A 21,102-nucleotide genomic window follows, 5' to 3' on the forward strand; every position below is an offset into this window, starting at 1 on the left:
CACACCGAGATTGGCGGTGCACCATGACAGAAACCACCGACTCCAGCGCGCCCGTGAACGGCAACGGGCAGCTCAGCCTCAGCACCGAGGCCGCCAAACAGCTCGCGACCACCACCAAGACACCCCCGCAGATGCAGGAGATCACCTCCAGGTGGCTGCTGCGGCTGCTGCCCTGGGTGCAGTGCTCCGGTGGCGTGTTCCGGGTCAACAGGCGCCTGACGTACACGCTCGGCGACGGGCGCATCACGTTCTCCACGACCGGCTCCGACGTGCGGGTCATCCCGGCCGAGCTGACCGAGCTGCCCATGCTGCGCGGCTTCGACGACATGGAGGTGCTCGAAGCGCTGGCCGACCGCTTCCAGCAGCGCGAGGTCGAGCCGGGCGAGGCCATCGTCAGGGAGGACGACCCGGCCGACCAGCTCGTGCTGATCGCCCACGGCCGGGTCGGCAAGGTCGGGCAGGGCGCCTACGGCGACGAGCAGAACCTCGGCGTGCTGGCCGACGGCGACCACTTCGGCGAGCAGGCGCTGACCGGCGGCGGCACCTACGACTTCACCGCCACGGCAAAGACGCACACCACCGTGCTCACCCTGTCCAGGCAGACCTTCGAGCAGCTGGCCGAGCAGTCCCCGGCGCTGCGCGAGCACATCCAGAGCCGGCAGGCGGCCGGCGACCACGCCCAGAACGCCTACGGCGAGGCCGCGATCGACATGGCCTCCGGCCACTCCGGCGAGGTCGCGCTGCCCGGCACGTTCGTGGACTACGAGCAGTCCCCCCGCGAGTACGAGCTGAGCGTCGCCCAGACGGTGCTGCGGGTGCACAGCCGGGTCTCCGACCTGTACAACCAGCCGATGAGCCAGCTCGACCAGCAGCTCCGCCTCACGATCGAGGCCCTGCGCGAGCGCCAGGAGCACGAGCTGATCAACAACCGGGAGTTCGGCCTGCTGCACAACGCCGACTTCAGCCAGCGCATCCGCACCCGTTCCGGCCCGCCCACGCCCGACGACCTCGACGACCTGCTGGCCGTGGTCTGGAAGGAGCCGGCCTTCTTCCTGGCGCACCCGCAGGCCATCGCCGCGTTCGGCAGGGAGTGCAGCAAGCGCGGCCTCTACCCGCAGGCCAGCGAGGTCAACGGCCACCGCATCCCGGCCTGGCGGGGCGTGCCGATCTTCCCGTGCAGCAAGATCCCGGTCACCGGCAAGCGCACCACGTCGTTCCTGCTCATGCGGACGGGCCAGGAGAACCAGGGCGTCGTCGGCCTGCACCAGACCGGCATCCCCGACGAGTACCAGCCCAGCCTGTCGGTGCGCTTCATGAACATCAACGAGAAGGCGATCATCTCCTACCTGGTCAGCGCCTACTACTCGGCCGCCGTCCTGGTGCCCGACGCGCTCGGCGTCCTGGAGGACGTCGAGCTCGGCAGGAACGGCTAGCAGCCCCTTCGTCCGTCCGGTCCAAGAATTGGTGGTGTTTGTGTTGACGGAGTCGGATCAGCGGCTGAGCCTGGATACCGCCGCGGCGCGGAAACTCGCCACGACGACCAAGACGCCTCCGCAGATGCAGGAGATCTCCTCCCGCTGGTTGCTGCGGATGCTCCCGTGGGTGGACACCGCCGGCACCTATCGGGTGAACCGGCGGCTCACCTACATGGTCGGCGGTGGCCGGGTCAGCTTCTCGCGCACCGGCGCCCGGGTGCGGGTGGTGCCGCCGAGCCTGACCGAGCTGCCGCCGCTGCACGGGCTCGACGACGACCGTCTGCTCGACACCCTCGCGGGCCTGTTCGAGCAGCGGGAGTACGCCCCCGGCGACACGATCGCGCGGGCCGGACGGCCGGCTGACGAGATCATCCTGGTCGCCGACGGCCGGGTCACCCGGTTCCAGCCGGGCGACTACGGCAACCGCCTGGTGCTCGGCACCCTCGGCGAGGGCGACCACGCCGGGACCGAGCCGCCGGGCGAGCGGGCCGTACGGCACGACACGCTGGAGGCCGGCACCAGGTGCACGGTGCTGGCCCTGCCGTGGGAGGAGCTGCGCGCGCTGGCCGAGAGCACGCCCGTCCTGCGCGACCTGCTCGACCGCCACCGCGCCCGGCGGGCGGCCCCCCAGACCAAGCACGGCGAGGCGGCCATCGAGCTGTCGGCCGGCCACCGGGGCGAGCACCCGCTGCCGGGCACGTTCGTGGACTACGACCCGGGCCCGCGCGAGTACGAGCTCAGCGTCTCGCAGACCGTGCTGCGCGTGCACACCCGGGTCGCGGACCTGTTCTCCGACCCGATGGACCAGACCGAGCAGCAGCTCAGGCTCACCGTCCAGGCGGTGCGCGAGTCGCAGGAGCGCGAGCTGGTCAACAACCGCGACTTCGGCCTGCTGCACAACGTCGACCCGAGCCAGCGCATCCGCACGCTGACCGGGCCGCCCACCCCCGACGACCTGGACGACCTGGTCAGCCGGCGCAAGAAGTCGCGGTTCTTCCTGGCCCACCCGCGGGCCATCGCGGCCTTCGGCCGGCAGTGCAGCGCACGGGGCGTCTATCCCGACACCGTCGAGATCGAGGGTGTGCCCGTGCAGTCGTGGCGGGGGGTGCCCATCCTGCCGTGCGACAAGATCCCGATCAGCCGGGCGGGCACCACCTCGATCCTGTGCATGCGCACCGGCGAGAAGGACCAGGGCGTCGTGGGCCTGTTCCAGACCGGCGTGCCCGACGAGCGGGAGCCGGGGCTCAGTGTGAAGCTCACCGGCATCGACCGGAAGGCGGTCATGTCGTACCTGGTCAGCGCCTACTACTCGTGCGCGGTGCTGGTGCCCGACGCGCTCGGGGTGCTGGAGGACGTGGAGGTCGCGAGCTGATGGCTCAGCCGTTCGAGCTGCCCGATTTCTACATGCCGTACCCGGCGCGGCTCAACCCGCACCTGGAGGAGGCCCGTACGCACGCCAAGCAGTGGGCGCGCGAGATGGGCATGCTGGAGGGATCGGGCGTCTGGGAGGAGGCCGACCTCGACGGCCACGACTACTCCCTGATGTGCGCCTACACCCACCCCGACTGCGACGGCGCCGAGCTGTGCCTGATCACCGACTGGTACGTCTGGGTGTTCTTCTTCGACGACCACTTCCTGGAGGTCTTCAAGCGCTCCGGCGACCTCCGGGGCGGCAAGCGGCACCTCGACCGGCTTCCCCGGTTCATGCCGATGGGCGCCGACCTGTCCATGCCGGAGCCGGCCAACCCGGTCGAGGCGGGCCTGGCCGACCTGTGGCTGCGCACGGTGCCGGGCATGTCGGCCGACTGGCGGCGGCGGTTCGCCGAGAGCACCCGCCACCTGCTCAACGAGTCGATCTGGGAGCTGTCCAACATCAACGAGGGCCGGATCGCCAACCCGGTCGAGTACATCGAGATGCGCCGCAAGGTGGGCGGCGCCCCCTGGTCGGCGGGGCTGGTCGAGCACGCGGTGCGGGCCGAGATCCCCGCCCGGCTGGCCGGCACCAGGCCGCTGCGGGTGCTGAAGGACAGCTTCTCCGACGCCGTGCACCTGCGTAACGACCTGTTCTCCTACGAGCGCGAGGTCAGGGACGAGGGCGAGCTGAGCAACGGCGTGCTGGTGCTGGAGACGTTCCTCGGGTGCACGACGCAGGAGGCCGCCGACGCCGTCAACGACCTGCTCACCTCGCGCATGCAGCAGTTCGAGCACACCGCGCTGGGCGAGCTGGGCCCGCTCTTCGTCGAGCACGCCGTCGATCCGCTGTCGGCGATGGGCGTGCTGGCCTACGTCAAGGGGCTGCAGGACTGGCAGTCCGGCGGGCACGAGTGGCACCTGCGGTCGAGCCGCTACATGAACAAGGGCGCGAAGACGGCCCGGCCGCTCGGCCCGAAGTCGCTGATCGCCGGCACGGGGGCCAAGCGGCTGCGCAACTTCGCCCACACCGGGCGGCGGCGCGTCGGCCCCTCGCAGATCCCCGAGCTGTACGTGCCCTTCGAGCTGCGCCTGTCCCCCCACCTCGACCGGGCCCGGCGCAACGCGGTGACCTGGTGCGCGTCCATGGGCCTGCTGGAGGCCCAGCCAGGCGTCGTGGGCTCGGCGGTCTGGGACGCCGGCAAGCTGGCCGACTACGACCTGCCGTTGTGCGCCGCCGGCCTGCATCCCGACGCCACCCCCGAGGAGCTGGACCTGGCCTCGTACTGGCTGTGCTGGGGCACCTACGGCGACGACTACTTCCCCGTCGTCTTCGGCCGGTCGGGCAACCTGGCGGCGGCCAAGGTCACGGTGTCCAGGCTCTCGGCGTTCATGCCGCTGGACGGCACGCCGGCGCCGCCGCCGCTGAGCGCGCTCGAACGCGGCCTGGCCGACCTGTGGGCGCGTACGGCGGGGCCGATGCCGGCCGGCGCCCGCGCGCAGCTGCGGCGGTCGGTCGTGACGATGTGCGAGGGCTGGCTCTGGGAGCTGGGCAACGAGGCCGCCGGGCACATCCCCGACCCGGTGGACTACCTGGAGATGCGCCGGCTCACCTTCGGCTCCGAGCTGACGATGAGCCTGTGCCGGCTGCGGCACGCGTACGCGCTGCCCGAGGCGCTGTACGAGAGCGGCCCGATGCGGGCCCTGGAGAACGCGGTCATGGACTGCGGGATGTTGATGAACGACGTCTTCTCGTACCAGAAGGAGATCGAGTTCGAGGGCGAGCTGCACAACTGCATCCTGGTGGTCCAGAACTTCTTCGACTGCGACTACCCGGCCGCGCTCGGCATCGTCAACGACCTGCTGACCTCGCGGATGAAGCAGTTCCAGCACATCGCCGCGCACGAGCTGCCGATCCTGTGCGACGACCTCGGGCTCGACTGCGCGGCGCGGCAGGCGCTCGACGCGTACCTGGCCGACTGCCGCCACTGGCTGACCGGCGTTCTCAACTGGCACCGCGGTTGTCTGCGCTACGACGAGCCGTCCCTGCGCCGGCACCACCGGCCGCCGGCCTTCCGGCTGTCCGGCCCCCGCGGGCTCGGCACGTCGGCGGCGAGCCTGGTCTACAGCGGCACGTCGTACGGGCGCGGGGCGTAGAACCAGCCCATCATGCGCAGCAGCCGTCGCAGGTGCGGCGTGACGTTGTGCAGCCGGATCCACCGTTCGTCCGGGGGCAGCGCGGGCAGCGCCAGCACCCGCAGCCCGGACAGGTCGACGAAGGTCAGCTCGCCGATGTCGACCACGATGTACGTGCTGCCCCCGCGCGAGCCGGACAGCGTGCTGGCGAGCGCGGGGCTGTTGGTGACGTCGATCTCCCCGGACAGGGCGACGGCCGGGGCTCCGGGAGCGACCCGCAGCGTGATGCTGAGCTGCCCGTCCTGATAGAGCAGCCGCTCTTCGAGATCGTTCACGACGTGCGCACCCCCCAACAGCTATGGACAGGGGGTTGCCGGTGGGATGACCGTCAAGCTTCCCCCCGGCCGTGGTGGCCGCCCTGAGGAGGTCGCGGTTCCTTCGCCGCGCTGACGATTAACCCGAAACCAGGTTACACGAAGTATGTTTCGCTATGTAATGTTCAGGAGAAAATGACCGAATTGCAGCCCAATAATGAAGAGTTGCACCGGTCTCCGCAGACGCACGAAGCCGGCCCAGCACGCAGGGCTGGGCCGGCTTCGGACCGTCCTCACGGCGGGGCCCGCACGCGTCCCGCCGCGGCCGATCCGCGGGCGTTCGGCCAGGTGCCGCCACGAGGGATCGTGGCTGCCGGAACGCCTTCAGGTCAGCCTGACGGGCGCGCGGACGGGCCGCCGCCGGTCAGCGGTCTCAGTTGTTGTCGCCGTAGTTGCTCTGGGCGTCCAGGACGTTGAGCTCGATGTCCTGGAGGTGCAGGGCGGTGAGGACGTCGATGTACTTGACGGAGTCGTTGAGGACGTCGTTGGCCAGCGTCAGGTCGTCCAGGATGGACAGCTGGCTCAGGATGGCCTTGCCGCCGTTGTAGGCGTTGGGGCCGACGTCGGCCGAGGCGCTCGTGGCGGTGAACCCGAACAGCGCGCCGGCGATGGCTGCACCGGTGAGAATGCGACGCATCATTTTTTACTTCCCTTTCATCGGAATCGGCGCAGCGGTGCGCGTCATCATTTATTACCCGCCTCCCGAGTGGCAGGATTTTCGCGAATAACGATCTCGTGGGGCCGCGGCGGGCCGCAAGGAAAATATGCTAAGGCAAAGTCAAGTACCCGCACTTATTCCTTGGCCGTCGATCGGGCGAAAGACATCCCGAAATGCCCCGAAATAGTCTGACTCGTCGGGCACGGCTGGTTGTTTTATCCCCATACTCCCGGAGCAGGTAATCGGGAGAAGTCGCTTGAAACGCCGTGCCGTACCGGTGGCGCGGCCGGCCACGCGGGGGTGCCGAATATGCCATGAACGGACTACTGCGATTGTTGGCGATTGCATTGGCGCACACCATTGTGTGCGTTTCCCATTCGATGCCCGCGCAGGGCGCCACGGGCTGCCAGCCGCACGGGTGCCGCGCACAGGCTCCGGCCGTCCGGTCGGCGGCGGGCTCGATCGCGCTGCGGGCGGCGATCGAGATGATCGGCGTCCCGTACTCGTGGGGCGGCGGCGGTCCTGGCGGCCCCGGATTCGGCATCGGCAAAGGGGCCAGGACCTGGGGATTCGACTGCTCGGGCCTGACCGAGTACGCGTGGGCGCGGGCCGGCGTGGCCATCGGGACGACGACGTACGAGCAGTGGCGCTCCGGGATCCGGATACCGCGGGAGGAGATCCAGCCCGGTGACCTGGTGTTCTACGACAGCGACGTCGCCATCCCCGGCCCCGAGCACGTGGCGCTCGCGGTGGACGGCACGCAGATCGTGCACGCGCCCTTCAGCGGCGAATTCGTCCGGCTCGACGCGCTGGAACGGCCGCGCTTCCTGGGCGTCGTACGCCCGAGCCCGGGCCGTTCCGACGCCTAGGCCGAGCCCGCCGAACCGATGTCGCCGAGCCGAATTCGCCGAGCTGATTTCGCCGGCCGGGCCCGCGGAGCCGGGTGCGCCTACGCGTGAGCCCCGCGGCCCAGGTCGTCCTGCAGTGATCGACCTGGGCCGCGAGGCGTTCAGAGCTCGGTGCGCACCAAGCCCGTGCCGTGGCCTCGCGAAATGCCACGGCCCGTACTTTCGGTCCACCTCAAGGCACCAGGAAGGCGACCTTGGCCGGGCGGATCCGCGATATCTCCTGCGGGCCGCCGATCGTCCTCCTGCCTACGCCACGCGAGGAGGCTCAGTTGTTGTCGCCGTACTTGTCCTGGTTGTTGAGGACGTTGGCCTCGATGTCGTTCAGGTGCAGCAGGGTGAGGATGTCGATGTACTTGATGGAGTCGTTGGCGACATCGTTCAGCGCCGTCAGGTCGTCGAGGATGCTCAGCTGGCTCAGGATGCTCTGCCCGTTGTTGTACGGGTTGGGGCCGACGTCCGCGGACGCGGCGGAGGCGGAGAAGCCGAGAGCGGTGACCGCGATAGCTGCACCGGCCAGAATGCGACGGATCATGTTTGCTTTCCTCCATGGATCGGCGCTGAATTTGTGCGCCATGGTCGTTTGTGCAGGGCTGTGAGGTGCCGCAAATAACCATCGCGGCAGGCAGCGAAAATCGCAACTCGGAAAGCCCTAACGAAGGTCAAGGGGACGCCTCGATTTCTTGGCACTCGGTTTCCGCGCTCATCGACGGGGCACTGCATATATCCCGGTCCGGCTGCCCGGCGAACGGGATTCTTTTGGCCTTCCGGCGGCGATGTTGGGGCGTTCGTGCCCTGCCGTTCAGGCAACGATCACCCGAAACTTGAGGAACGACCTACGACGCCGGGTCCGAGTTCGGCGAATGTGGAGACCAGGTGAGTGGTTATCCAGGTGATCGCCTCGGCGGGGTTGTTCCGCTATTACCGGTACGGCGGTCGCGCCACTGTCCCGCTGACCTGCAAGAACGCCCCCGACCCAAAACCGCCCCCTCCCCGTCGAAGGACAGGAAGGGGGCGGGACGCGAGGAAGCGGGGAGAGGCCCGCGCACCGCCGCGCGGGGACGGGCGCAGGAGGGCGGTCAGGTGGTAGAGGGGGTGATCAGGTGATCCAGGGCGGTGGTCAGGCGGTGGAGGGCGGTCAGGGATTCGCGGGCGGCGTCGAGGCCGAGCACGTCCACCAGGCGGTCGGCGAACTCGCGGTGGCCCGGGACGATCCCGGCGATCGCCTCGCGGCCCGCCTCCGTCGGCTGGAGGAGCTTGGCCCGCCGGTGCGCGGGGTTGGGCCGGTATTCGGCCAGGCCCCGCTCCACCAGCAGGTCCGCGATCCGCTGCACACCCTGGCGGGTCATGCCCATCACCCGGGCGATCCCCGCCACGGGCAGCGGCTCCCCCAGGACGGCGCCCAGCACCTGCCACCAGGCCGCCGTCATGCCCGCCGGCTTGGCCAGCTCCTCCGCCACGTGCAGGAACTGGCCGTTGAGCCGGAACGACGCCAGCGCCAGCCCGGACAGCAGCTCGGCCGCCGCACTCTCACCGCCGTCACCGCTCCCACCGCGCCCGCCACCGCTCCCGTCGCGGCGGACACGGTGGTCTTCGGGCACGGGGCTGCCGCCGGGGGTCATGCGGCCATCAGCACCTCGAACGCCGCGGCGTCGCTCTCGCCGAACAGGCGGTACCAGGCGTCGAGGACGTCGGGCCGGTAGACGTCGAGCCGGCGGAAGATCTCCCGGGCGAAGGCGACGGGCTCGGTGGGACCGGCGGTGACGAGGTCGCCGTCGAGCACGGCGTCCGTCTCCTGGTAACGGTCGGCTCCGGCGTAGCCCGGCTGGGCCCCCAGGTACGGCAGCGCCGCGCTGGTGTGGCCGCGGTCGTCGAGCAGGCCCTCGCGGGCGAGGCCGGCCGTGGCGCCGCAGATGGCCGCCACCGGCACCCCGGCCTCCAGGAACTCGCGCGCCTTACGGGCGAACGGCGCCAGCTCGTCACCCGCGTCCCACAGGTCGGCCCCCGGCAGGATGAGCAGCGAGCTGCCCTCGGGCGTGAGCCGGTCGAGCGCCAGGCCCGGGGTGACCCGCAGGCCGCCCATGCTGACGACGGGCTCGCCGGTCAGGCCGACGTTGACGATCTCGTACGCCCCCGGCTCGCGCTGGAAGCGCTCGCTGCGCAGATGGGCGGTCGCGTGCCCGGTCTCCCAGTCGGCGAAGGTGTCGTAGACGGCGTGGTGAATGATTCCCTTCATGACAGCATACTGTCATTTCGACAGCATGTTGTCAATGGAGAACCGTGGGAGGATGTGGGCCATGGCACAGATCGTCGGCGGAGGACGGCCGGTCAACGACGCCGAACGGCGCGTGATCTCCTACTTGCGCGACCACGCGCCCGCCGACTGGCTGCTGCTGCACAACGTCGAGGTCCCGCGCGGCGACGACGTGTTCGAGGTCGACCTGCTCGTGCTGACCGCCCACTCGCTCGTGGTCGTCGACGTCAAGGGCACCCGCGGCCGCATCGAGGTGTCCGGCACCCGCTGGTACCCGCCGCGCCGGGAGGCGTTCGGCTCCCCGGTGACCAAGCTGCGGGGCACGGCCAAGGCGCTCAAGGGCCTGCTGGTGTCCAGGGCCACCCAGCTCGAACGCGTCTACGTCGACAGCCTGGTCGTGCTCACCTCGCCCGACGCCGAGCTGGTCGACCAGGCCGGCCGCGACGCCCCCAACGTCACCGACCTGCCCGGCCTGGTGGCCACGCTGGGCGACGTCTCGCGGGTCAGGCGGGGGTGCAGCCCCGACGTGCGGCCCTACCTGACGGCGGTGCTCGACGCGCTCAACCACACCGTGCGCCGCAGCACCGCGCCGCCCAGGTTCGGCAACTGGGAGGTCGAGGAGCAGCTCGGCGGCGACGCCAAGGTCACCGAGTACCGCGCCTTCAACGCCACGCTGCCGGGCAGCGAGACCGTGCTGCTGCGGGTCTACCAGGCCGACCCGCTGGCCGACCACGAGGCGCGGGCCGCCGAGCGCCAGCGCATCGCCAACGCCTACCAGTCGCTGGCCCGCATCCCGCCCCATCCGTGCGTCGTGCGCTCGCGCGACTTCTTCGCCATCGACGACGAGAGCCGGTTCGTGCTGGTGCTCGACGACGTCCACGGCGAGGCGCTGCACCTGTCGCTGGGCAAGGGGGCCCGGCTGGGCGTGATCCAGGACCTGCTGCGCGGGCTCGCGCACGCGCACGCCAACGGCGTCGTCCACCGGGCGCTCACCCCCGGGTGCGTGCTGGTGACCGACGACGGGCACGCGGTGCTGACCGGCTTCGACTACGCCAAGCCGGGGCCGCGCAACTACACCGTGGCCCACGAGCTGGGCAACGTGCTCGACGCCCATTACGTGGCGCCCGAGTGCCAGGAGCGTCCCGACCGGATGACCACCGCGTCCGACGTCTACGCGGCGGGGGCCATCGCCTACCAGCTGCTCACCGGGCAGCTCCCGACCAGCTCCGACGCCCACGGTCCCGACGTCCCCGACGTCGTGCGCCGGATGCTCGACCACTCCCCGGCCAAACGGCCGAGCGCCGCCGAGGCGCTCGACGCGCTGCAGGGCGTGCCGTTGCAGCAGTCGCGGCTGCGGCGGCTGGTCCGCCGCCTGGTCTCCGGCCCCTGACGTCCTCCCTCAGACCGGCAGGCTGCGGCGCAGGGCGCTGGCGTGCCTGAGGTAGTCGAGGGCCAGGCCGGTGCGCCCGGCCGAGCGGTGCAGCTCGCCGAGCAGCTGGGTGGCCGACGCCTCGCCGCTGCGGTCGCCGAGCTCCTGGAAGACCTCCAGTGAGCGTTCGAGGCCGGTCGAGGCGCGGGTCAGGTCGCCGCGCGCCGCCTGGAGGCCCGCCAGGCTCTGCAGCGCGTACGCCCCGCAGTGGCGGTCGCCGAGCGACTCGAAGATCTCCAGGGCGTGCCGGTGGAACGACATCGCCTGGTGCAGCCGGCCCATCTGGAGGCACACGCAGCCCTCCCGGTGGGCGTCCCCGAGCTCCTGGGCCAGCCGCATGGCCTCGCCCAGCGACTCCGCCGCCTGGACGAGGTCGCCCGAGGTCAGGCAGGCCCGGCCGATGGCCTGCCGGGCGAACGCCTCGCCGTGCCGGTCCTCCGAGGCGACGAACATGGCCAGCGCCCGGCGCAGGTGCGCGAGCGACTGGAGGTGCCGGCCGCGGAACTGGTTCACGGCGCCGAGCCCGCAGACCGAGGTCGCCTCGGCCCTGACGTCTCCTATTTCGTGAAATATCTGGCGGGAGAGGGTGAAGCCCTCGGCGGACTCCTCGTACCGGTCCTGGTAGAGGCTGACCTGGGCCAGGCCCCTGAGCATGGCGGCCTCGCCGTACCGGTCGCCGGCGGCGCGGGCGGCGGCCAGGGCGGCGGTGTGCGTACGGCGCCAGGTGCCGAGGTGGCAGTGCAGGTCGAGGTAGGGCACCATGGCGGCGGCCAGCCCCCAGGCCGACTCGGCCAGGCCCAGCTCGGCCGCCAGGTCCACGGCTCCGGCCAGCGCCTCGTGCTCCGACTCGAACCAGGTGATCGGGTCGGCGGTGAGCCGGTCGAGCGTGCGCGCGGGCAGCCGCCACCTGGCCGCCCTGGCCGCGGTCAGGCTGAAGACGGTGGTGGGCAGGCGGGCCATGGCGTGCTCGGTGGTGGCCGTCCAGGCCGCCAGCACCCGGGCCAGCGCCCCGCGGTCGGGGCCGCGGTCGCGGGCGTGCCTGCCGACGAGGTCGGGCACGCGGTAGCGCGGCTGGCCCACGTCGTCGGTGCCGACCGGGTCCAGCAGGTGGGCGTCCACGAGCAGGTCGGTGACGTCGTGCGCGCCGTGCCGGCCGAGTGCCGCGTCCACCACCCAGCCCGGCTGGGCCCCGGCGGCGGGCCCGAGGACGCCGAGCGTGCTCAGCGTACGGGCGGCCTCCGCCGGCAGCCTGCGGTACCCGGCGTCGAGGCAGGCCCGCACCTCCTTCAGCTCGGCCAGCCAGTCCTCTTCGAGCCGCTCGCGCAGCACCGACAACGACCAGCCGGGCCGGGCCGCCAGCCGGGCCCCGGCGGCCCTGACCGCCAGGGGCGACCCGCCGCACAGCGTGACGACGGCCAGGGCGTCGGCCGGTTCGCGGGCCACCCGCCCGGCCCCGGCGACGCCGCCGAGCAGCGCCAGCGACTCCTCCGGCGACAGCTCGCCGAGCTCGACGCGCAGCGCGCCGGGCAGCTCGGTGATCCGCCGCCTGCTGGTCACGATCACGGCGCTGTCGTTGCCGGGGAGCAGCGGGCGTACCTGGGCGGCGTCGCGGGCGTCGTCCAGCAGGACCAGCATCGGGCGTTCGGCCAGCAGCGACCGCAGCAGCGCCGACCGCTCGCCGGGCGTCGGCGGCGCGCCGGTCACGCCGAGCGCCCGCAACGCCTCGGCCAGCAGCTCGCCCGGCGCCCTGCCGCCCAGCTCCAGGTAGAGCTGCCCGGCGGGGAAGGCCGGGCGCAGGCGATGGGCGGCGTGCACGGCCAGGGCCGACTTCCCCACGCCGGGCGGGCCGGAGATCACCGCGACCGAGAACGTCCCGGCCAGCGCGGCCAGGGGCGCGGCCCGGCCGATGAAGTCCGGCAGGTCGGGCGGGAGCTGCCGGGGCACGGCCGGCGCCGCCCGGCCCTCGTCGGCCAGGATCAGCTCGTACGCCCCGCGCAGCTCGGCCCCCGGCTCGACGCCGAGCTCGTCCACGAGCTGGTCGCGGACCGCCGCGTACGTGCGCAGGGCCTCGGCCTTGCGGCCCCCGCGGTGCAGGGCGAGCAGCAGCCGGCCCCACAGGTCCTCCCGGTAGGGGTGCTCGACCAGCAGGCCGCGCAGCTCGTCGGCGGCGCCGTCGTGGTCGCCGGCCTTGAGTCGCCGCTCGATCAGCGACTCGGCGGCCCGCAGCCGGAGCCGGTGGAGGTGCTCGATCCGGCGGTCCCACACCGGGCTGCCCGGCAGGTCGCTCAGCGGCGCGCCGCGCCAGAGCGCGAGGGCCTCGCCGTACTCGCCGCGTCGCGTCAGCTCCTCGAACAGGCGCAGGTCGAGCGCGCCGTCGGCGACGTCGATCGTGTAGCCGGCCCCGGCGGCGCGCAGGCCGACCGGGCCGAGCTGGGACCGCAGCGAGCTGACGTAGGTGCGCACGTTGGCCAGCGCCGAACGCGGCGGACGCCCCGGCCAGAGCACCTCGGCGAGCCGGTCGGCGCCGACCACCTGCCCCGCCTCCAGCAACAACGTGGCCAGCAGCATGCGGGGTTTGCCGCCGGAGATCCGTAGGGGGCGGCCGGCGGAGCGGATCTCCAGCGGGCCGAGGACGTGGAAGGTGACCGTCATGACAGCATCAGCCCCTTTACGGGAGACCTGACAGCTCTTTGTATCGGTTCTGGATGATTCTTGTGCGGCCAATGCGGACTCTGGTGTCACAGATCCCACTGGAAAGGATCACCCCATGAAGCTCAGCCGATCAATGGTCGCCGGCCTGGCTTTGTTACTCGGCCTCGGTACGACGACCCCCGCCTTCGCCGACCCGGAGCCGGAGTCCGCCCAGGCGCAGCTCCTCGCGACGAACTTCCAGATGCCGTTCCCCTGCGGCCAGACCTGGACCGGCAACTCCAGCGCGAGCAGCGCCCACCAGTCGTGGGAGATCGACTTCAACAGGGGCAGCACCGCCGACGCCGACCTCGGCGACCCGGTCGTGGCCGCCGCCTCGGGAACGGTGGCGATCTCGGCGCACCAGGGCTCGACCAACGGCTACGGCAACCTCGTCAAGATCGACCACGGCGGCGGCTGGTCCACCTACTACGCCCACCTGAACACCCGGCTGGTCAGCGCCGGCCAGTCGGTCTCGCAGGGCCAGCAGATCGGCACGGTCGGCAACACCAGCAAGCCGGGCAACAACATCAGCCCCCACCTGCACTACGAGGTGCGGCTGGGCACCAGCTACCCGTCGAACATCCAGAAGGCCGTCTTCAACGGCGTCACCTTCGGCTACCCGGTGCAGACGCTGAGCTCCAAGAACTGCGGCGGGTCCAGCAACCCGTACACGCCGCAGGAGGCCTGCGGCGCCGGCTACGACGTGATCGACTCGGCCGGGCTCGGCACCGACGGGACCGTCTACCTGCTCTACAACGGCTCCAACGGCAACAACTGCGTGGTCACCATGAAGGCGAAGTCGCTCGGCACGGCGACCGCGACGACCGCCTACCTGGAGGTCCAGGGCAGTACCAGGAAGACCGACTCCGGCAACTACGGCTACTACGCCGGTCCGGTCTACGCCGCCGCCGCGAACACGTGCGTCAAGTGGGGCGGCAAGGCCGGCGCCTCGGCCTACGACAGCCCGTTCGAGCACTGCGGCTGAGGCGGCTCAGCCAGGCGTGATCGTGTCGAGGACGTCGATCACGTACAGCATGGGCCTGTCCCCCGGGGACCCCACGGCCAGCCGGCTGCCGACCCGGGTGCCGACCAGCGCCTCCAGCCAGGCGGGCGGCACCGAGCCGGGCCTGAGCGTGAAGGCGCTGGGACCGCCCTTCCGGTAGGAGGAGTCCACCACCGTGCGGGACGGCCAGGACGCGGCCACGTACTGGATGACCACTTTGGAACCCGCCGTGACGTCCCGTCCCGAACCGTCGATGAGGGTCCGGGGCGGGGAGTCCGGCCGCAGGTCGGGCGGGATCGCCGGCAGGGCCCGCCCGACGAGCCGCGCGTCGGGCGGGTAGCCGCCGAGGATGTCGAAGACCACCACCAGCGTGTCGGCCGGCGAGACGCCGGTCAGCGGCACGTTCGGGCCCATGGCCTCCGACGCCGGGCTGACCAGCATCACCCGGCTGCCGGCCGGCCTGCCGATGAGCGAGGCCCGCCAGGTCTCGGAGACCTGCCTGCCGTCGAAGACGACCGTGGTGGGCTGGTTGCCGTCGTAGGTGCTGAGATACGGCTGGTTTCCCGACCATCGCCGGATGTCCACGTCGGCGAGCACGACGTCCCCCGGGACCGTACGCCGGCCGTTGCCCATGGAGAGCACCGTGATCCGCGGCGTGCGCCCCGGCTTCCCCCGAGGTATGGCGACGACGGGCTTGCTGCCGAACGCGCCCGTCACGACGGGCTGCGAGCCGTCCTCGGCGACGCCACACGAGGTGGCCAGCATGAGCACGGCAGGCCAGAGCAGGCGCACGATTTCCCCCAAGATGCCAGATCCGAAGGGGTTACTTGCCGCAATAGCCAAAAGGAAAGCTGCGGGTCTCGCCATCTCACGACAAAGGGCGCGGGAGACTGGACCGCGTGAGCAAGCCCAACCTGGCCCGCAGGGTCGCAGAAGCAGCCGAGATCGCGTTGACCAACCGCCACTACGTGACGTTCATCGACGTCGTGACGGGGTTGCGCTGGCTGCGGTCCCGGCACGTGGACCTCTGGCGGCAGGGCCGCGCCGGCACGCTGGCCGAGCTGGCCGCGGTCGACGAGGAGCGGCTGCTCGTCACGGCCGGGCTGCTGCGGGAATGGGCCCTGGCCAAGGGGCTGCGGCCGGTGGAGACGCCGTACGTGGCCGGCACCCGCGACCGGCGCGACCTGCGTTTCACCTCCGGCCACGGGCAGGACGCCTTCCGCGTCCACTGGCTCTCGCCCGAGCTGAGCGAGGCCCGGGTGCGGCGGCTCACCGAGCGCCAGAGCAAGGCCCCCGACCTGGTGGCGGTGGTCTCGGAGGACCCGTGGACGTGCGCGTCGTGCGGCGACACCGGACCGTACCTGATCATGGAGGACGACCGGCCCCACTGCCTGAGCTGCGCCGACCTGGACCACCTGGTGTTCCTGCCGGCGGGGAACGCGGCGCTCAGCCGGCGGGCCAAGCAGGAGAGCGGGCTGTCGGCGGTGGTCGTCCGGTACAACCGGCGGCGCAAGGTCTACCAGCGCCAGGGCGTGCTGGTCGAGGAGGGCGCGCTGGCCGCGGCCGAGGAGCGCTGCCTGGCCGACGAGGACGCGCGGCTGCGCCGCCGCGAGCGCGACCAGGTGCGCAGGGCCGAGCAGGACGTCGCCTTCCAGGCGGCGATGGCGGCCGAGATCGCCCGGCTGTTCCCTGGCTGCCCGGCCGAGCGGGCCCGCGAGATCGCCGAGCACGCCGGCCGGCGCGGCAGCGGCCGGGTGGGCCGGACGGCGGCGGCCAGGGCGCTCGACGAGAACGCCATCACGCTGGCGGTGATCGCGTCGGTCCGGCACCTCGACACCGACTACGACCGCCTGCTCATGTCGGGCGTCCCCCGGATGGAGGCCAGGGACCGGATCAGGGACGCCATCGAGGCCAGGCTCACGGAGTTCCGGCGACCGCCGCGGTGACCGCGCGGGGCCGCCTTCGGTACCGTCCATACATGGACGACTGGCACACCGTACGTGCGGAACTGCGGGCCTTCGCGCTGGGGCTGCCCGAGACCCACGAGGACCATCCGTGGGGCGAGACGGTCATCAAGGTCAACAAGAAGGTCTTCCTGTTCCTCGGCCTGGACGAGCAGACGGAGAAGTGGGCCCCGACGTTCGGCGTGAAGCTGCTGTCGGAGGCGCACGGCCACGCGCTGACCGTCGAGGGCGCGGCCCCCAGCGGGTACGGCCTGGGCAGGGCCGGCTGGGTGACCGTGCCGTTCCTGTCGGCGCTGCCCGAGACCGACGTGCTGCTCGACTGGGTCGAGGAGAGCTACCGGACCATCGCCCCGAAACGGGCGGTCAAGCTACTGGACGGCCAGCCGTAGCGCGAAGGCGACCAGCAGCACGCCGGTCACCCGCTCGACCCTGGCCCGCACCCGCGGCCTGCGCAGCAGCGCGCTCACCCGGTCGATGATCACGTTGTAGAGGCTGAACCAGAGCACGTAGAGCACGGCGATGATCCCGGACAGCAGCAGGGCCCGTCCCAGGGTGTCGCCGTGGCCGGGCAGGAACTGCGGCAGCCAGGTCACGAAGAGCAGCAGCACCTTGGGGTTGAGCAGGTTCGACAGCAGGCCCCTGCGCACGTGCACGAGCGGCGAGCCGGTCGGGGGCGCGGCGCCCTCCACGGCCTTGGCCCGGTTCCGGCTCGACAGCAGGGCGTGCACCCCGAGCCAGAGCAGGTAGCAGATGCCGAGGGCGCGCACCACGGTGAAGGCGGTGGGCGAGGCGGCCAGCAGCGCCGACAGGCCGACCGCGGCGGCCGCGGCGTGCACGGACAGGCCCAGCAGGCCGCCGAGCATGGTCAGCAGGCCGGCCACGCGGCCGTGGGCGAGGGAGTTGCGCATGATCAGGGCCGCGTCGGGGCCGGGGATCATGATCATGATCAGCGTCGTGACCGCGAAGGTCAGCAGCATGGCGGGGGTCTCCCGGAGCTGGGGGCGCGCTCCCGCCCGACCCGCCGGGTGTGCGGAGGTCGCACGGTCACGCGGGCGAACATCGTCAGTGCCTTGTGGGCAGACGTCATGATATCTGGATCAGTTCGCCGAAACACGCCAGGACAGGCGATAAGGGACCTCTGTGACCAAAGCCACCATGAGGTCCCTGACCTACTTCGCGAAGGCCGCCAGTGCGATGCCGAGGCCGCGTTCGTTCTGGCCCTGGGCCTTGGCGTCGGTGGAGTTGACCGAGAAGACCACGACGCGGCTCAGGTCCTGGGTGGCGCCGATGCCGGCGGAGCTGCCGTAGCGGGCGCCGGTCTTGCCGTACGCGACGATGCCGCCGGGCAGCGTCAGCTCGGTCAGCCCCGAGGTGTAGTGGGCCGGCTCGCCGTCGGTGCCGTACATGGTCACCTTCGGCACCGCGAACATCGGCTTCAGCTGCTCGGCGGGCACGAGTTCGCCGCCGAACAGCGCCTTGGTGAACTTCTCCAGGTCGGCGGTGGTGGTGATGAGGTCGCCCGAGGCCCAGGTGGAGGTGACCTCCATCTCGGTGACGTCCACGACGTACGCGCCGCCGTAGGGGAAGGAGTCGGGGAAGCCCTTGGGGACGACCTGGTAGCCCTGGTTGTGCCGGCCGTGGATCTTGACGGACCTGCCGGGGAAGTAGCTCTGGGTCATGCCGACCGGGCGCAGGATCCGGGCGCCGACCTCCTGCTCGTACGACCTGCCGGTGACCTTCTCGATCACCAGGCCCTCGACGAAGGTGTTGATGTTGAGGTAGTGCTGCCTGGTCCCGGGGGTGAACTCGATCGGGTTGAGCACGGCCTGGCGGACGTACTCCCGCGGGGTGATCGTCTTGAAGCGGTCGGCGTAGACCCGCTCGAAGCCGCCCTCCGACTTCGGCGCGGGCAGGCCGCTGGTGTGGTTGAGCACCTGGGCCAGCTTGACCGGCGGGTAGTCGGCGGGCAGCAGCCCCGGCAGGTAGTCCTGGACCGTGCGGTCGAGGGAGACCTTGCCCTCGGCCACGAGCTGGAGCACCACCGCCGTGGTCAGCACCTTGGTCACGCTGCCCGCCCGGAACCTGGCCCCCTCCCTGGCCGGGTGCTTCCCGCGCAGATCGGTGACGCCGGAGACGCCGTGCCAGGAGCCGGCCGAGCCGCTGACCCTGACCTCGGCCGCGGTGGCGTCGGCCGCGGGCAGCCCGGCGATGCTCTTCCGCAGCGCCGCCTCGTTGATCGGCGGCACCTGGACGGCGTCGGCGGCGCTGTGGGCGCCCACCTCCGCATGGGCGAGGGCGGGGGCGCCCACGGTCAGGGCGGACAGAGCGGACAGGGCCAGGACGGCGGCGGCCAGACGGGTGCGCTTCATGGGGATCTCTCCAGGTCACATCGGCTTTCGATGGGACAATCCTGGCCGGGGACCCCCTGGCGGCGGATCGCCGACGACGGCGATCTTCCGGCTCGCTCTCACGAGGGAGGCGACTCGCCCGATCAGGTGACCGCGAGCCGCCGGGCGTACCGCTCGTCCCGCCACAGTTCCTTGTCCAGCACCTCCAGCAGCGTGGTGGCCGCGTCGTGGACGTCGGCGTAGCCGATGTAGAGCGGCGCGAAGCCGAACCTCAGGACGTCGGGCGCGCGGAAGTCGCCGTGCACCCCCCGGTCGATGAGGGCCCGCATGACCGGGTAGCCGTCGGGGTGGTGGAAGCAGACCTGGCTGCCGCGCGCGTCCGGCTCGGCGGGCGAGACCAGCTTGAGCGCGTCGCCGACCAGGTCGACGAAGAGCGAGGTCAGGGCGACGCTCTTGGCCCGGACCTGCGCCATCGGCACCCGCTCCCAGATGTCCAGCGCCGCCTCCAGCGCGGCGAAGGACACCACGTGCGGCGTGCTGACCGCGAAGCGCCGGATGCCCTCGGCCGGGCGGTAGCCGGTCTCGAAGGCGAACGGCTCGGCGTGGCCGTGCCAGCCGGACAGCACGTTCTCGGCGGTGGCGTGGTGGCGCGGGTTGACGTAGAGGAAGGCGGGCGCGCCGGGTCCGGCGTTGAGGTACTTGTACGTGCACCCGACCGCGAAGTCGGCCTGCGACACGTCCACCTCCATGGCGCCGACGCTGTGGCACACGTCCCAGACCATGAGCGCCCCGGCCGCCTGGACCTGGGCGGTCACCGAGGGTACATGCCGCCGGGCGCCGGTGCGGTAGTCCACCTCCGACAGCAGCACCACGGCCGCGTCGTCGAAGCGGCCCTCGGCGAAGTCGCGCACCTCGTAGTCGCCGAGCAGCCGGGCCAGGCCCTGGGCGATGTAGTGGTCGGTGGGGAAGTTCCGCGGGTCGGAGACGATCACCCTGCGGCCTGGGCGCAGCCGTACGGCGGCGGCCAGCGCCTGGTAGGCGGCGATCGTGGTGGTGTTGCCCACGACGACCTGGCCGGGGCCGGCCCCGATCAGCGGCGCGAGCCGGTCGCCGGCGGTCAGCGGCTGGTCGTACCAGCCGGCCGCGTTCCAGCCGCCGACCAGCTGGCCGCCCCACTCGTCCTCGACCGTGCGGCGCACCCGTTCCGCGGCGCGGCGGGGCATCGCGCCGAGCGAGTTGCCCACGAGGTAGACGACCCCTTCGGGCAGGACGAACTCGTCCCTGAACGGCCGCAGCGGATCGTCGGCGTCGAGGGCGAGGCAGGCGTCGCGGTCCAGCACCGGTTGTGCTCCTTACGAGGGCGAGATGGTGGCGATTATCCGGTTTACACCATTCTGGTACTGGCGGACGTACCAGTTCTGCACCGGATTGTGCGCCGAATCCAGGCGCAGCGACCCCCGTGGGCCGTCCAGCTCCCGCACCCCGGCCAGCGCCCTCGTCAGGTCGCCGCCCGCGGCCGCCGCCCGGTCGATCAGCCGCATCGCGTCCCAGCTCTGCAGCGCGACCGCGGACGGGTTCCGCCCGGTACGCGCCCGCCACCCCGCCACGAACGCGGCGTTGGCCGGGTTCCGCAGCGCGGGCGACCAGAGCCCGACGCTGACCATGCCCTCGGCGTCCCGGCCGACCGCGCGCAGGACGTCCTCGTCGGCCAGGTTCTGGCAGGCCAGCAGCTTGATCCTGGCATCGTAGCCGAACCGCCTGAACGCCTTGACGAACGCGACCGCCTCCCCGCCCGCGTAGAAGGCGTACAGAAGCCGCGCCTCGCGCGGTATGCGCGCCAGGTACGGCTCCAGGTCGGCCTGCCCGCCGAACGGCGTCAGGATGCGCTTGAGCGGCCCGGCGCCGTATCCCTCGGCGAAGCCGGTCAGGGTCTCGGCGCCCGCGGAGTAGTCGGGGGCCATGAGCACCACGTCCTGGCCGGCGTAGTGCTCGGCGGCGTACCGGCCGGCCGCGTAGCCGTGGGCGCGGTTGGTGTAGGACACCCGGAAGACGCCGGGCCCGCCGAGCTGGTCGGCGCCCGCGTTCGCGATCACCACCGGGGTGCCGGCCGCCTCCTTGACCACCGAGACGGCCACCGGCGAGGCGAGCAGGCCGGTGAGCACGTCGGCCCCGCCGTCGATCAGCTTCCTGGCCTGCTCGGCGCCGATCTCCGGGCTGCCGGCGTCGTCGGCCACGACCAGCCGGGCCGGCCGGCCGCCGAGCAGGCCGTGGTGGTCGTCCAGGTAGAGCCGCATGGCGGTCTCCATGTCGTCGCCGAGGGTGGCGTACACGCCGGTCTGCGAGATGATCGCGCCGACCCGTACGGGCTCGTCCTCCGCGGCGAGGGGCACCGAGCCGCCGCAGCCGGCGACCATCAGCGCGACCAGCCCCAGCACGGCAACGCGCATGGGAGCCC

Annotated in this window: 19 protein-coding genes; 8 read left to right on the plus strand and 11 right to left on the minus strand. The window is 71.8% G+C overall.

The window, feature by feature from the left end:
* Nucleotides 1-23 precede the first annotated feature (23 nt).
* Genes ACFYYW_RS32750 through ACFYYW_RS32760 form a run of 3 tightly spaced genes read left to right on the plus strand, consistent with a single transcriptional unit; the run spans nucleotide 24 to nucleotide 5,042 of the window.
* On the plus strand, nucleotides 24-1,433 hold the full coding sequence (locus ACFYYW_RS32750) for a family 2B encapsulin nanocompartment shell protein (protein WP_387654473.1): 1,410 nt from the start codon (nucleotides 24-26) through the stop codon (nucleotides 1,431-1,433).
* A 43-nt stretch (nucleotides 1,434-1,476) separates the two neighbouring features.
* Nucleotides 1,477-2,847: a family 2B encapsulin nanocompartment shell protein gene (locus ACFYYW_RS32755; protein ID WP_387654476.1), complete on the plus strand. Its 1,371-nt coding sequence runs from the start codon at nucleotides 1,477-1,479 to the stop codon at nucleotides 2,845-2,847.
* A complete protein-coding gene (locus ACFYYW_RS32760; protein ID WP_387654479.1) occupies nucleotides 2,847-5,042 on the plus strand; it encodes a germacradienol/geosmin synthase in 2,196 nt (731 codons plus the stop codon). Before ACFYYW_RS32755 ends, ACFYYW_RS32760 begins: the two co-directional genes overlap by 1 nt.
* On the opposite strand, the gene ACFYYW_RS32765 is transcribed toward ACFYYW_RS32760, so the two are convergent.
* Both ACFYYW_RS32765 and ACFYYW_RS32770 read right to left on the minus strand, forming a co-directional pair.
* The gene (locus tag ACFYYW_RS32765) at nucleotides 5,009-5,356 is read right to left on the minus strand and encodes an STAS domain-containing protein (protein ID WP_352322995.1); all 348 of its coding nucleotides are present in this window, start codon (nucleotides 5,354-5,356) and stop codon (nucleotides 5,009-5,011) included. The genes ACFYYW_RS32760 and ACFYYW_RS32765 overlap by 34 nt on opposite strands.
* Before the next feature lie 412 nt (nucleotides 5,357-5,768).
* Nucleotides 5,769-6,035, minus strand: coding sequence for a hypothetical protein (locus ACFYYW_RS32770; RefSeq protein WP_352322994.1), 267 nt, complete (start codon nucleotides 6,033-6,035; stop codon nucleotides 5,769-5,771).
* Between the two features lie 398 nt (nucleotides 6,036-6,433).
* Here ACFYYW_RS32770 and ACFYYW_RS32775 point away from each other — a divergent pair, with 398 nt between their 5' ends.
* On the plus strand, nucleotides 6,434-6,922 hold the full coding sequence (locus ACFYYW_RS32775; RefSeq protein ID WP_387654483.1) for a C40 family peptidase: 489 nt from the start codon (nucleotides 6,434-6,436) through the stop codon (nucleotides 6,920-6,922).
* A 304-nt stretch (nucleotides 6,923-7,226) separates the two neighbouring features.
* Here ACFYYW_RS32775 and ACFYYW_RS32780 read toward each other — a convergent pair whose 3' ends face one another.
* From ACFYYW_RS32780 to ACFYYW_RS32790, 3 genes are all read right to left on the minus strand, one after another.
* Complete coding sequence (locus ACFYYW_RS32780; protein WP_352322992.1) at nucleotides 7,227-7,493, minus strand: hypothetical protein; 267 nt, start codon at nucleotides 7,491-7,493, stop codon at nucleotides 7,227-7,229.
* 544 nt (nucleotides 7,494-8,037) lie between these two features.
* Nucleotides 8,038-8,580: a MarR family winged helix-turn-helix transcriptional regulator gene (locus ACFYYW_RS32785; RefSeq protein ID WP_387654486.1), complete on the minus strand. Its 543-nt coding sequence runs from the start codon at nucleotides 8,578-8,580 to the stop codon at nucleotides 8,038-8,040.
* Nucleotides 8,577-9,194, minus strand: a complete 618-nt coding sequence (locus ACFYYW_RS32790) for a type 1 glutamine amidotransferase family protein (protein ID WP_387654489.1) — start codon at nucleotides 9,192-9,194, stop codon at nucleotides 8,577-8,579. The genes ACFYYW_RS32785 and ACFYYW_RS32790 overlap by 4 nt, the downstream gene beginning before the upstream one ends.
* Nucleotides 9,195-9,255: 61 nt before the next feature.
* Here ACFYYW_RS32790 and ACFYYW_RS32795 point away from each other — a divergent pair, with 61 nt between their 5' ends.
* On the plus strand, nucleotides 9,256-10,602 hold the full coding sequence (locus ACFYYW_RS32795; protein WP_352322989.1) for an NERD domain-containing protein kinase family protein: 1,347 nt from the start codon (nucleotides 9,256-9,258) through the stop codon (nucleotides 10,600-10,602).
* Between the two features lie 9 nt (nucleotides 10,603-10,611).
* Here the strand turns inward: ACFYYW_RS32795 and ACFYYW_RS32800 are convergent, their stop codons facing one another.
* Nucleotides 10,612-13,293, minus strand: coding sequence for a BTAD domain-containing putative transcriptional regulator (locus ACFYYW_RS32800; protein WP_352322988.1), 2,682 nt, complete (start codon nucleotides 13,291-13,293; stop codon nucleotides 10,612-10,614).
* A gap of 115 nt (nucleotides 13,294-13,408) precedes the next feature.
* Here ACFYYW_RS32800 and ACFYYW_RS32805 point away from each other — a divergent pair, with 115 nt between their 5' ends.
* A complete protein-coding gene (locus ACFYYW_RS32805; protein WP_352322987.1) occupies nucleotides 13,409-14,317 on the plus strand; it encodes a M23 family metallopeptidase in 909 nt (302 codons plus the stop codon).
* A gap of 6 nt (nucleotides 14,318-14,323) precedes the next feature.
* Here the strand turns inward: ACFYYW_RS32805 and ACFYYW_RS32810 are convergent, their stop codons facing one another.
* Entirely contained in the window at nucleotides 14,324-15,127 is an 804-nt protein-coding gene (locus tag ACFYYW_RS32810) for an FKBP-type peptidyl-prolyl cis-trans isomerase (protein WP_387654493.1), read from the minus strand.
* 107 nt (nucleotides 15,128-15,234) lie between these two features.
* Here ACFYYW_RS32810 and ACFYYW_RS32815 point away from each other — a divergent pair, with 107 nt between their 5' ends.
* Both ACFYYW_RS32815 and ACFYYW_RS32820 read left to right on the plus strand, forming a co-directional pair.
* Entirely contained in the window at nucleotides 15,235-16,281 is a 1,047-nt protein-coding gene (locus ACFYYW_RS32815) for a DUF2293 domain-containing protein (RefSeq protein ID WP_387654496.1), read from the plus strand.
* A gap of 32 nt (nucleotides 16,282-16,313) precedes the next feature.
* The gene (locus ACFYYW_RS32820; protein WP_352322984.1) at nucleotides 16,314-16,688 is read left to right on the plus strand and encodes an MmcQ/YjbR family DNA-binding protein; all 375 of its coding nucleotides are present in this window, start codon (nucleotides 16,314-16,316) and stop codon (nucleotides 16,686-16,688) included.
* Here the strand turns inward: ACFYYW_RS32820 and ACFYYW_RS32825 are convergent.
* The 4 genes from ACFYYW_RS32825 to ACFYYW_RS32840 form a co-directional block, all read right to left on the minus strand.
* Complete coding sequence (locus ACFYYW_RS32825; protein WP_352322983.1) at nucleotides 16,668-17,276, minus strand: LysE family translocator; 609 nt, start codon at nucleotides 17,274-17,276, stop codon at nucleotides 16,668-16,670. The genes ACFYYW_RS32820 and ACFYYW_RS32825 overlap by 21 nt on opposite strands.
* Before the next feature lie 192 nt (nucleotides 17,277-17,468).
* A complete protein-coding gene (locus ACFYYW_RS32830; RefSeq protein ID WP_387654500.1) occupies nucleotides 17,469-18,668 on the minus strand; it encodes a serine hydrolase domain-containing protein in 1,200 nt (399 codons plus the stop codon).
* Nucleotides 18,669-18,790: 122 nt separating this feature from the next.
* A complete protein-coding gene (gene kynU / locus ACFYYW_RS32835; RefSeq protein ID WP_387654503.1) occupies nucleotides 18,791-19,987 on the minus strand; it encodes a kynureninase in 1,197 nt (398 codons plus the stop codon).
* Between the two features lie 12 nt (nucleotides 19,988-19,999).
* Nucleotides 20,000-21,094, minus strand: a complete 1,095-nt coding sequence (locus tag ACFYYW_RS32840; RefSeq protein WP_364412911.1) for an ABC transporter substrate-binding protein — start codon at nucleotides 21,092-21,094, stop codon at nucleotides 20,000-20,002.
* Nucleotides 21,095-21,102 lie beyond the last annotated feature (8 nt).

This window comes from Nonomuraea sp. NPDC001831 (assembly GCF_042892035.1).
Classification (GTDB): Bacteria; Actinomycetota; Actinomycetes; order Streptosporangiales; family Streptosporangiaceae; genus Nonomuraea.